Below are 12,613 nucleotides of genomic sequence, written 5' to 3' on the forward strand. Positions count from 1 at the left end.
TTAATATCTTAGCGTCTGACCGCGTGGGTGATTAGAGCCATGCACTTGAGTATGGCAGTTCATACAGCTACCACCACGAACCTTCAAGTCGTTTTCAGGCATCGCAACGTTAGCATGAGGAACGCGGTGACACTCCTGACATAGCATTGGTAGACGTTTGTTTAACATGGCTTTATTAACTGAACCGTGAGGAGAGTGACAGGTTGTACAATCTTCCGTGACGGGTTCATGTTCCCATAAGTTTGGACCGCGTTTTTCCGCGTGACACTCATAGCAGGTGTCATTAATTGATGACCAGTTGAGGCTCGCTTCGTTGATTGTCTGGTGTGGGTTGTGACAATTCGAACAGGTCATTACGCCATCCAGAACCGGGTGACTGCTGCGTTTGTGAATGTCAGATTTGGCCTTAATATGGCAATCTGTACATTTATCCGCTTGCAACTCAGCAACCATCATAGGATCGTCCTTTTGATGCAACTGGTGACAGCTCGAGCACGATAGGCCTTCAAAAGCGTGCTCACTGCTGTGCCAAGTAGAACGTTTAGCATCTTGGTGGCACGACAAACACACGCTATTTTGTTTCTCTACAGGAACAGGGGAGTTAGGACCAAAGGTGATCATTGGCTCCCTTACTTGGCCTTTACGAGGATTACGTTCATGGTTATTCGCCGGACCATGGCACGCCTCACACTGCTTATCGTTCATTGGTCCGTGAATATTGGCAGCTTTACCATGTACATTATCGAAAATACCCGTAGCAGGCTTATCAGACGTGTCATCATGGCATCGTAGACAGCCATCAGGACCACGACGAGAGTATTTCCCTTCAGAAAACTTCGTATCCAGTATGGTCTGTATCTCTTCTCTCGATAAGGTTGCTGCTTCAGGTTCTGCCTCGGGCTCGGTCACGTCTTCAGAGTTCACCGAAGAAATTACCCCAAACCCGAGTATTAACACCACTAACCACCGCTGAATGATTGCTCTCATAACAATTCCTTTTTCATCCTTAATCGTTAATTACTTATGATCAATGACGTTTTCAACGGTAGTCATATACCTTGTGAACCTTATCTACGCCCTGAGACTGCCCGATAGCGTGACATGTCGAACATTGCTCAGAACCCATCGCTTCTGCTGCTGTGTCAGCACCAAAGACTGCGCCGTTATTTATCATATGGCTCAGTATTGCATCACCAGCTACAGTTTCTGGATCTGCGTCAGCGAGCGCTGATTCAAGGTGACATGCACCACAGGCCACTAGAGCCGGGCTGAAGTATTTTGTTTCACCTGCTGTATTCATCGCCAATGATGGGCGCGTATTTTCCTGACTTGGCAGGTTAAATTGAGACGATGTATGGCAAGATTCACAATTGTTAATTGCTCCTGGGAATACCGCCTCACCATTACGATGAGACCCAAACGCATGATACGAGTGCACGTGGTATTTCAGATCTGCCGGTATACCTGTGTAAAAAGATGGACGTTCTGAGTTATGGCAATTTTTACATTGCTGGAAATCAGTCGCCGCATGGGAGTCAGCGTGGATTGTCAGCTCTTTATGACAACCGTTACAGCTCTCAATATCCGCGCCCATTGGAAGACTATGAGGAATTTCCACACCACCAATGCCGAAGGCTGATGACGTGTTATTTGCTGCAATCATGAACGGGCTCTTGATTAGATCAATGCCGGTAAAGTTGACACACTCACTTAGCACGCCTTCTCTTCTGTCAGCACATAGAGGTACATCTGCAATGTTGACAGTCAGTTTCGAAGTGCTGGTTGGTTTGATATCAGAAGCACTGAGGTCTTTGTGACAGGTGAACATACCATCACCTTCTGCAACACAGCCATCGCCAACCGCACCGTCTCCATACATGTTCAGATCAACGGTTGGGAGCGGCGATGGTGACGAGAAAGTTAACGGACTTAAATATGACAATAGAGGTCCTTCACCGTTATCCCAGTTAAGAAGAAGATAGAAGTGATCGTCATTATTGATATAAGGCCTAATGTCAGCCATCGAGCTTATACCCACACCGTCTTTCATGATGCGTACTTGAACTTCGAAGCTATCATCAATGAAACGCGCTTGTTCAATCGAGACGTCTAACGTGTCTCTGGCGGTTGATAGGTTTGCCAGACGCATCATGTGAACCGTTTTAGCGCTTCTGCTTGCGTCTTCGCCAATGATTGGGTCGCCATTTTCGTCACGCTCATAAGGGCGATGACATCCGGTACAAGTATTTTGAGGGGAACCGTCTCGAATCCATGCTGTACCAACTTGATTTGCATGAGCTCCGCGATCACGGAACAAGTGACAGGTTTCACAGGCAACTTGGGTTGGGTGTTCAAACCAGTTGTTTGCATCCGATGCTTTTGCTGTGTCACTCGAGTGACAAGTCGTACAGTTGCGCGCATCTTGTGGGAATGGGCTGCCCTCAACGACAAGACCGTCTATGTCAGTGACTAACTGCTCACTGTCATCAACAGGCTGCTTGTACGTAGTCAGGTCATTTCTGTCACTGCCAAGTTTAAATACGTTGCCGTGATATTGGTGTACAACGGCCGCAAGTGGTCGTCGAGCGGGTGCCGCACCTGGGTTACTGTCGTTGTGACAAGACGTACAAACGGCGATGTTGTTGTCGATTGAACGATAACCCGGACCATGGTGGAGGGGTTCGTTCATATGACAATTCGCACAGGTTCCGTCTTCAATGACATTTCTCGTTACAGTGCTGTCTGAACTGGTACCTGGTACCCACTCATAAACATGGGTAAAACCGACTTCTTGGTCGCCATAAGCGAACACGATTCGGTGCAACTTATTTTCATCCCAGCTAATGTACCCGTCATTATCAGCGGAATCGGCAGGATACGGATCGGCGACTTTCAAAATGTCTGTAATTGCAAAGGTGTAACGATAGCCGTCGTCTGTTTTCTCTAAATCGCCATCCCAAACACTCTCCATTGATGCTCTGTTATTTGAGGCATCACTGGAGTGATGGAAACTTTTCCAGAAAGTATTGCCGTTTCGCCCGTTATAGTCGTATGCGGGGTCACTAGTATCTTCAACGTCACTGCGTGCCGGCATTGCTTTTAACACCGCGATTCTAAAGTCTTTATCGGTGTCGAACGTGTAGTCACGCCCCGCGCCGTCCAGAACGTTAAAGTCAACCACCAACTTTGTTTCAGTACCACTGTCGGAGGACATAAGCATCGGCTTTTCGATTTCGACGCTGAATGAACTGACATCTGGCGGAGGGGTATTTTGATCATTTTTACCGCCTGGACCACATGCGGCCATTAACATGGCAAGGGTTGTGATGAAAAGTAGTTTTATATTGTTCATTTTCCCTCTCGCTTTCACCTAATAGATTTAAATAAAAGTGGGACTAATTTAGATACAACTTATTGAATTTTCGGCTCTGAGTATAAAGAGCCCATATAAAGTAGTTTGCTTTATTCTTGTTAGTTATCTTTTGGAGAGAGTGAACAACGACGGGTCAAAATTTACATTTCACTCTACCACCGACTGTTTTGAGTATAGACATAAAACCGTGCTTCACAGCTCGCTAAAGAGATTTTTTGAGTGTTGTGATGTTGCTCAAAGTGTTGAATGTTATGGGTTTTGTTGTTTTATTATGCATAACAATGACTTATAAAAAATAAGGTTATAATTTGCCTTTCTAATGTCAGCAAATTATAAGAGCGTGGTCTAATATGTATTGTGTATGTAAATGAGATGTTGTTTTGGACAGGTTGATATTGGAATTGCTTATAAGAAAGCGTTGGTTTAGCAGTGATCTTACTTGAGAGTCGTCATGTTTATTCCATTTTCTTTCTAGTAGATTTTAGATACAGCCGCCTAGTTCTCACTGTCTTTCAATAATATTTAAGTTTAGGAATCGCAGCCTATGTGTTCTTCTTTGACAAAAATAACTCAAGCGTTGACGTTGATTACAGCAAACTTTCTTCTGGTTTCGTCAGTGCAAGCATCCGCTCCAGAATTAATCGAGCGTTTGGAATGTGAGGCATGCCATGGACCGGGTGGGGTATCGACAAATACCAATATTCCTTCTATTGCGGGCTTACCTGAATTTAATTTCACTGACCAAATGTTGCAGTACGCAGAAGGTAGACCTGCTGATACCGTTAAGCATGTTTATGGTGATACGAGCAAAAGTGGTGACATGGCGACTATTGTGAAATCGCTTTCCGAAGAAGAAGTGGAAGAGTTAGCTGCACACTATTCACAGCTTGCGTTTGTTCGTGCGAAACAGGACTTCGATCAGTCACTGGCTGATAAAGGGAAAATGATTCACGAGAAAAATTGCGACAGCTGTCATGTGGATGGAGGCAGCGATCCGATGGATGAAACCTCGATTCTGGCAGGCCAGCAAAAAGGCTACTTGCTAACCACGCTCAAGCAGTTTCATAGCGGTGCACGTTCTGTAGATAAGAAAATGGATAGCGCTGTTAAAGGGTTAAGTGAAGACGATTTGGTTGCACTGTCTGAATATTACGCGAGTTTCCAATAAATCAATCACTGGCAAGGTGGAGCAAACTATATGGGATGGTGGAGTCGACCTAATAAAAAATGGATGCTCGGCATCCCGCTTGGTGGTGTAGTCGCGTTTATCTTAGGCGTGGGCGCACTAGGCGCTTACCATGGCGTTATGAATTATTCCAACACCAACGACTTCTGTTTCGGATGCCACATTGGGATGGATACGATCGTGGAGGAATATCAAGCGTCAATACATTACAACAACTCAAAAGGTGTGATTGCCGCGACATGCAGTGACTGTCATGTTCCGAGAGAGTTTATTCCCAAAATGATCGTTAAAATCACCGCGACAGCGGATATCTTCCATAAATTGAAAGGCGATATTACGCTGGAAAACTTTGAGTCAGAACACCGGCCAAGGCTTGCGACAATCGTAACGGAGGAGTTTGTCGCCAATAAGTCCAAGCAATGTAAATACTGTCACCAGGTTGATCGCATGGACTTCGAAGCGCAAGGTCGTACGACGGCTCGTCGACACCAAATGATGGAATCACGAGATCAATCGTGTATCGATTGTCATGCTGGTATAGCGCACAAGTTACCAGAGGATGAGCCAGAAGAAGTCGAAGAAGAAATGGTTGAAACCACCGCTATGGTTAATTGATTCTTCTTAAAGTTCTGATAAGTATAAAGTATGGCTGCCTAGTGGTCTGAGTTTTCTTCCGCTTGGTTAGCCATCGCTTTCACCATGCCATTAAATATGAACAGGTGGGCCGGCATCATGGCAAACCAGTAAAGCAGCCCCAGAAAACCTTGCGGATGCCACCACGCCGTTATGTCCAGCTCTCGCACATCTCCTTCATCTTTAATACTGATTTCCAAGCGCCCGAGCCCGGGACCTTTCATGCCAAAAAACAGCGATAAGAATTGGTTTTCTTCACACCGGATGACTTTCCAAGAGTCAATGAAGTCGCCCACTTTGAGTTCGGGTCCGGGAGGGGAGACTCGAACGGGTTTCCCGCCACCAAAAAAGATATCCAGCCATTCACGGGTTCGCCAAAGAATATTTGCAAAGTAGTATCCTTTCTCTCGGCTACCAATTTTCTGCGCAACTTTCCACAACGCGTCAGCAGATGCTTTGGTTTTTATGCTGGCTCCTGCTTGTTTAGGAAAGTAGCCATATCCTGGTTGCCAGCGTTTTAGTGCCGCTGGCTCAAATCCCCAAACATTGCTACGTACAAACGTTCCCTCGTGTGCAATTGCCTCTTTTACCGATTGTTCATAACTGATCATTTCTTGTGGAAACCGAGTCTCAATCGCGACCGAATCAGCGATGTAATCGTGTTCTAATCCGGCGAGTAGTGCCTTGCCAATACTTGATGGAACGGAAGTGATGAGCCCGAGCCAGTGCGACGCCATTTTAGGGGTAAGCAGTGGGGTAGACCATAATCGGTATGGCTTATTCGTCACTTGGCATATAACGCGAAATTGTTCTCTGTAACTTAATGTATCTGGCCCTCCCACTTCGTAGATCTTACTTTCCACCGGTGGTGGTTCTGCCGCAAGGGAGAGTAAGTAATGATTCAGATTAGGCAGAGCTATCGGGTTGGCTTTAGAGTCCACCCATTTTGGTGTGACTAAAACAGGCAGGTTGTAAACGAAGTCACGCATTATTTCAAAAGCCGCAGAACCCGGGCCGATAATCACACCAGCGCGCAATTCTGTGACCGGAACACCGGACTGGCGAATGATTTTTCCGGTTGCTTTTCGCGCGGCTAAATGTCGCGAATTTCCCGTTTGGGGCTGAATTGCACTGAGATAAATAACGTGTTTAACGCGGCTTTTTTCTAAGGCGAACTTAAAATTCAGCGCAAGGTTGAGCTCGTATTCGACAAAGTCATCTCCCTGAGCCATTCCGTGCACCAAAAAAAAGACCAAATCAAAGTCATTCACAATAGATAATGTTGACTCAGCGTCGGCTAAGTCCAGGTATTTCAGCGTCAGGTTTGGATGAGGGCGCGATCTTGATTCTAAATACTCGATATGTCGCGCCGCTGCTGTGACGCTGTAACCTTTATCTAGTAAAAGAGGGAGAAGTTGAGAACCTATGTATCCAGACGCGCCAAGTACCAACACCTTTTTCATTCTTTGTCCTTTTTTTGTTGGTGGAATTATCACCGCTAGGTATAATCATGAGACACTTTTCCATTTCTTTCAACAAGTTGTCGTTGGAGTGCTCGTGTCTTTTTTTTCTCAGCTTTTAATTCACGCCGATAAGGCATTTTTACGTCGTTTGTTCGCGATAGCGCTTCCAATCACTCTTCAAAGCATTATGTTTTCCAGCCGCAGCCTGGTCGATGTATTAATGCTCGGCCAGCTTGGTGAGGCTGAAATTGCCGCCGTTGGGGTGGCCGCTCGAGCTACGTTTGTCACGACAATTATGTTGGTGGGTGTCACGACTGGTGGAGCTTTGTTAACCGCTCAATATTGGGGGGCCGGGGACAAAGCGGGCGTAAGGGAGAGTACATCTCTTACCTGGGTGATATCAATGGTGTTTGCTGCGATGGCTGTTTTCCTGTTTGTGGTCTTTCCTGATCCAATCATGAGTTTAACCACTGACTCACAGCAGGTTATTGATCTGGGGGCAAACTATTTGGTGGCGTCTTCAGCCAGTATGTTTGCTGTTGCCTGTGTTGCAAGTATGGCCGTTGGTTTGCGAGCGATGCATCAACCGGGCTTAAGCACATTCTTTAGTGGTATTGGAATCGTCTCGAACGTGTTCCTAAACTGGGTGTTGATTTTCGGTCATTTGGGTTTTCCTGCACTTGGTATTACCGGGGCTGCAATCGCGACTGTTATCAGCGGTGCCATCGAAGTGGGCTGTCTATTCGGGTATTTATGGGCGAAGAAACATATTCTTGCGTTTGGATGGAATGACATCCGAGCGGGATTAGTATTTGAAAAAATTACGCGCTTTCTTAGTTTGTCATTACCTACGACATTTAACTTTCTGGCATGGGCTGGTGGACTATTTGTTTATCATGCGATTATGGGACAAGCGGGCGTCCAGGGCTTGGCGGCTCTCTCAGTCATGACCCCCGTTGAATCCATAGCGTTGGCAATGATGATCGGTTTGTCGAATGCTGCTGCCGTTTTGGTGGGCAATCAGTTAGGCGCAAAGAATTTTGAACCTGTTTACTACCAAGCTTGGGCAACACTGATTTTGAATCTGATCATTGCCGTGGTGGTTGCCTTATTACTGTTGGTTTCAAACCAGTGGATACTGAATGCGTTCAGCGCTTTGACGCCAGAAACGCGTCAGTTATCAGAGCAATTTATGCTGATTCTGGCGATTGGTGTGATACTGCGTTCCATTCCTATGATGGTCATTGTCGGTGTTCTTCGCGCGGGCGGTGATGTTAAATTCTGCCTGTATCAGGACTTAGTAGCACAGTGGGTTATTGGTATCCCTCTTGCTGCCTTTGCTGCTATTTACCTTGGTTGGGAACCGCAATGGGTGTATTTACTCTTTTTGACCGAGGAAGTGGTTAAGTGGGCGATTTCCTTACCTCGTGTGAGAAGTAAAAAGTGGATGAAAAACCTAATCGGTAGCTAACCATACAAATGGAGAAAATCGATTATTAGTGATAGGAATTTGCTTTTAATTTCAACAAAAATAGTTTGAGAAGGTGAATCGAGTTGCATTTGCGGTTTGATAATGTGATCTAGTATTCAAAATACTTCCTACTGGTCCGATTTTAGTGTAGATTCTTATCCCAATTTTAAATACCTGTTGAGCGGCTATATTAATGTTAAGACTGTCAGACCTATGTAAAGGCTATGTAGATGGGGGAGAGTTTCACCCAGTTTTACAAGGGGCAGAATTAACATTACAACGCGGTGAGCAAGTCGCTCTGATGGGTGAGAGTGGTTCAGGCAAAAGTACCTTACTTAATTTGATTGCTGGTCTGGATACGGTGGATTCCGGAGAAATTCAGTTTGTCGGTTTTTCGATGCATGATGCTCCGGAGCATTTGAGAACACTCTATCGCAGAAATAACATCGGCAATATTTTCCAGCAATTTAACCTTCTTCCGACGCTAAATATTGCGGATAACATTCGTTTTTGCCGCCAGTTAAAAGGCTTGCCGGAAGATCAAGGTTTGTGGCGTCAGATTCTCTCCGCTCTTGATTTGATGCCGCTTCTTGGCCGTTATCCTGAAGAAGTCTCTGGTGGCCAGCAACAACGCGCTGCGATTGCACGAGCTCTTTACATGGAACCGCAAATTCTCTTGGCCGATGAGCCAACCGGAAGTTTGGATGAACGAAATGCCGAAGCGGTGATGCGTTTATTAACCACGCTTGCGCGCCAACTGAATTGTACATTGTTGTTGGTGACTCATAGTGAGAAGGTCGCTGACCATATGGAAGGTAAAATCCGACTGCAAGGGGGACAACTGCATGTTATGGCCCGTAGTTAAGGCACTACTCGGTCATTACCGTCGTTACCCACTGCAAATTATTCTCGTCTGGTTAGGTTTAACTTTAGGCGTATCTCTTCTGGTTGGTGTTACTTCGATTAACCAGCATGCAAAACAGAGCTATACAACGGGAGAGAGGCTTTTCTCTAATCCGTTGCCTTACCGAATTAGTACCAAGCACTCCGCTAATAAAGTTCCTCAGGGTTTTTATATCCAGCTGCGCCGCGCAGGCTTCAATCAATGTGCCCCGTTTGATGTGATCCATTTAGACGCCAAGTCAGACATGAATCTGATGTTGGTCGGTATTGATCCTGTCGCGATGATTCCTCTTCAGCAAGGAAAGTCATTAGGGGAAATGCCGATTCTGTCCATAATGAAGCCTCCTTATCCAATTCTGATCAGTCAAGACTTGGCTTCTTACATGGAATGGCAAGATGGTGACTTTATTGAGATGAACGATGGCAGCCGTCTGGGCCCGCTTCAAGTCGACCAGAATAGTCTGCTTTCCGGTACTAGGCTGATTACTGATATTTCTTTACTACGCATGTTGAAACGCAGCTCGGGCTTGTCTTCGATTTTGTGTGGTGAAATGTCAGAAGAAAAGCTATCGGCACTGAAAAAAATGCTACCCAATGGCATGACGCTGACTCATAACACGCGCAACGAATTAGAGTCTTTGACTAAAGCGTTTCATATGAACTTAACGGCAATGGGAATGCTGTCGTTTTTAGTCGGACTGTTTATCTTTTATCAAGCCATGTCTTTGTCTCTGATTCAGCGACAACGCTTAGTAGGGATATTACGCCAAGCGGGTGTAAGCGGAACTCAACTTGCGCAAGCTTTATTACTTGAACTGTCTATTCTTGTGACGGTCGCTTGGGCATGTGGCAACTTTTTGGGGGTAATACTCGCAAATGAGCTTATCCCAACGGTGTCGACAAGTTTAAGTGATTTGTATGACGCTAACGTCGGTTTGTCTATCGGTTGGTCATGGAAGTCAAGCATATACAGCTTAATCATGTCAGCGATGGGGGCGCTAATTTCGTGTTTATGGCCGTTAATACGTCTACTTAAATCACAACCAATTCGCTTATCGTCTCGTCTTTCTTTGATGCGTTTTGCTGGTCGAGAGTTCTCTTGGCAAGCGTTGGCTGCATGTGCTTTTTGTGTTGCTGCGGTCGCCGTGTATCAAGCACCAAAAACACAGGAGATTGGCTTCACTATTGTCGCGCTGATGATGTTAAGTGTTGCCCTCGTTATGCCATTTATCATGTGGCATCTATTTCAGAGTTTTTCTTACTCACTGCGTTGGGTGCGAGTCCGGTGGTTCTTCGCAGATGCTGCGGCTAGTATGAGTTACCGCGGAGTCGCGAGCATGGCATTCATGCTTGCACTTGCTGCAAACATTGGCGTTGAAACCATGGTCGGTAGTTTTAGAGACACCACCGACAAATGGCTTAACCAACGTTTGGCTGCGGACATTTATATTTACCCGAATAACAATAATGCGGCACGCATGAGTGGCTGGTTACAGCAGCAACCTGAAGTGAAGTCTGTGTGGTGGCGTTGGGAAAAAGATCTACCTACGGATAAGGGCGTTCTGCAGGTTGTGAGCACTGGTGCTTCTGAAGGGGAACTCGATTCTCTAACGGTTAAGCTGGGTGTGCCTAGTTACTGGTATCAGTTACATCATGGCAAAAGTATCATGGTTAGTGAGTCGATGGCGTTAAAGCTCGACATACGACCTGGTGATGTGATTGATCTTCATGCTCCGCTTGGTGACGGGTGGCAAGTTGCGGGTGTTTATTATGACTATGGTAACCCCTATAACCAAGTAATGATGTCTCACCGAAGTTGGCTGTATGCTTTTGCAGGAACGGGGAACGTGGGGCTTGGCGTCGTTCTTGAAGATAACGTCAATGGTGAAGGACTGAAAAACCGATTAGAAAATGTGTTCCGCTTATCTCAGGATCGCATTTTTGATGATAGTAATATTTATAACCAAGCAATGCGTGTTTTTGATCATACGTTTGCTATCGCGGGTACGCTGGGCAACATCACGCTTATCATCGCTGTTTTCGGCTTGTTCTTTGCGACACTGGCAGGTGAACTCTCTCGGCAGAGACACTTCTCACTACTTCGTTGTATGGGCGTTTCCGGTAAAGAGCTTGTTTTACTCGGTGGCTTACAGCTGTTCGCGTTTGGGGCAATATCGGCGCTGATCGCTGTGCCTCTTGGCTTAGCACTGGCTCATGTGATTGTGGACATTATTATCAGACAATCTTTTGGCTGGTCACTGGAGCTACAGACGATCCCTTGGGAATACGCCAAGACGATCGCCTGGGCAATGCTGGCTATCATGGCGGCAGGTGCCTTGCCTGTTATTAGAATGATCAAAAGTACACCAATGAAGTCATTGAGGGATGCGTTGTAGTGGTAAAAAAGAACTCCAAAAAGCGCTTCTTAGCAGCAGTATTGTCTATTGCGGCAGTGATTGTACTGCTAGGCTCTCTATACTTGCCGTTTTGGTCGGAAGACACGGTTACTCAGGAGAGTGATATTAACTCGATACTGACCAGAGAGAATAACACTATCTTTGAGCCAGTTTTGCCTGATGAACATGTTTCACTGCCAGCTGATTTTAAGTTTCATCCCAAATACCAGCACGAATGGTGGAATTACTTCGCTAAGCTGCAAGATAAGAACGGCGGGGTTTATAACGTTCAGTGGAGTTACTTTAGAGTAGCGACAGATGAACGTGAAACCAGAGGCTGGCAAAATCCTCAGCTATATATCTCACACATCGTCATTAGCCATGGTTCTCAGGTGTGGAAAGAGCAACGTGTTGCGCGAGGTGGCATAGGCCAGGCTGGGATGCAGAATCATCCATTTAGCTTATGGATTGACAATTGGAACTGGCGCTCTCTTGGCACAACGCCTTTCCCTGGCAAACTTATTGTTGCGACGGATGAATTCAGCGTTGACCTTAACACACAGACGAACGGCCCATTTGTCGTCAATGGCGACAGAGGCTTTCAGGTCAAGCATGCCTTGCAGTCGGTTGCCTCGTTTAGCTTTAGTGCCCCTTTTCTTAATGTGAAAGGCAGTTTGAATATTGATGGTCAACGGATCCCGGTATCAGGCACGGCCTGGACTCAAAAAGAGTGGGGCAGTGGTCTGATAGGAGAAGGGCAACAAGGTTGGGACTGGTTTACATTCAACTTAGATGATGGCAGAGCGCTGACGGTCAGCAGGTATCGTCATCACGGTCAAATGCCTCATATATTCGGCACCTTATCAACACGTTCAGGTAAAGTGATCAATTTGTCAGAGAAAGATATCACGATTCAACCGATACAAGTGACCAGCTTGTCTAACGGAAAACGGTTGCCATTACAATGGGTTATCAATATGCCAGAATACGACATTGACCTGACGACACGTGTCGTTAACACCAATATGTGGCTCCCTTTTGTTATCCCATATTGGGAAGGTCCTACGTTAGCATCGGGCTCTAACGAGGCTTGGGGATTTATGCAATTAACTGGCTACTAGTTGTTTGCTAACTACCATTCGGTTTTTATTTATATAGCCACCCTTGAGGTGGCTTTTTTGTTCCTGT

At 45.9% G+C, this 12,613-nt stretch carries 9 protein-coding genes; 6 read left to right on the top strand and 3 right to left on the bottom strand.

All coding sequences use genetic code 11. From position 1 onward, the window contains the following. Together VER99_RS05885 and VER99_RS05890 are read right to left on the bottom strand one after the other, a co-directional pair. Positions 1-987, bottom strand: a complete 987-nt coding sequence (locus VER99_RS05885) for a DmsE family decaheme c-type cytochrome (protein ID WP_014231553.1) — start codon at positions 985-987, stop codon at positions 1-3. 52 nt (positions 988-1,039) lie between these two features. Continuing rightward, entirely contained in the window at positions 1,040-3,352 is a 2,313-nt protein-coding gene (locus VER99_RS05890; RefSeq protein WP_020332994.1) for an OmcA/MtrC family decaheme c-type cytochrome, read from the bottom strand. A gap of 565 nt (positions 3,353-3,917) precedes the next feature. Here VER99_RS05890 and VER99_RS05895 point away from each other — a divergent pair. After that, the gene (locus VER99_RS05895) at positions 3,918-4,541 is read left to right on the top strand and encodes a c-type cytochrome (RefSeq protein ID WP_020332995.1); all 624 of its coding nucleotides are present in this window, start codon (positions 3,918-3,920) and stop codon (positions 4,539-4,541) included. Between the two features lie 30 nt (positions 4,542-4,571). Further along, positions 4,572-5,174, top strand: a complete 603-nt coding sequence (locus VER99_RS05900; RefSeq protein ID WP_020332996.1) for a NapC/NirT family cytochrome c — start codon at positions 4,572-4,574, stop codon at positions 5,172-5,174. Positions 5,175-5,212: 38 nt separating this feature from the next. Here VER99_RS05900 and VER99_RS05905 read toward each other — a convergent pair whose 3' ends face one another. Next, complete coding sequence (locus VER99_RS05905) at positions 5,213-6,655, bottom strand: DUF2867 domain-containing protein (protein ID WP_020332997.1); 1,443 nt, start codon at positions 6,653-6,655, stop codon at positions 5,213-5,215. Positions 6,656-6,749: 94 nt separating this feature from the next. Here VER99_RS05905 and VER99_RS05910 point away from each other — a divergent pair, with 94 nt between their 5' ends. The 4 genes from VER99_RS05910 to VER99_RS05925 all read left to right on the top strand — a co-directional run bounded on the left by VER99_RS05910 (position 6,750) and on the right by VER99_RS05925 (position 12,546). Beyond that, the gene (locus VER99_RS05910) at positions 6,750-8,126 is read left to right on the top strand and encodes an MATE family efflux transporter (RefSeq protein WP_014231558.1); all 1,377 of its coding nucleotides are present in this window, start codon (positions 6,750-6,752) and stop codon (positions 8,124-8,126) included. Between the two features lie 193 nt (positions 8,127-8,319). After that, positions 8,320-8,991 (top strand): ABC transporter ATP-binding protein, encoded by a 672-nt coding sequence (locus VER99_RS05915; RefSeq protein WP_014231559.1) that lies wholly within the window; start codon positions 8,320-8,322, stop codon positions 8,989-8,991. Further along, complete coding sequence (locus VER99_RS05920) at positions 8,972-11,425, top strand: ABC transporter permease (RefSeq protein WP_020332998.1); 2,454 nt, start codon at positions 8,972-8,974, stop codon at positions 11,423-11,425. Before VER99_RS05915 ends, VER99_RS05920 begins: the two co-directional genes overlap by 20 nt. Next, the gene (locus VER99_RS05925) at positions 11,425-12,546 is read left to right on the top strand and encodes a lipocalin-like domain-containing protein (RefSeq protein ID WP_020332999.1); all 1,122 of its coding nucleotides are present in this window, start codon (positions 11,425-11,427) and stop codon (positions 12,544-12,546) included. The genes VER99_RS05920 and VER99_RS05925 overlap by 1 nt, the downstream gene beginning before the upstream one ends. Positions 12,547-12,613 lie beyond the last annotated feature (67 nt).

Origin of the sequence: Vibrio natriegens NBRC 15636 = ATCC 14048 = DSM 759, from assembly GCF_035621455.1 — a bacterium.
Taxonomy (GTDB): domain Bacteria; phylum Pseudomonadota; class Gammaproteobacteria; order Enterobacterales; family Vibrionaceae; genus Vibrio; species Vibrio natriegens.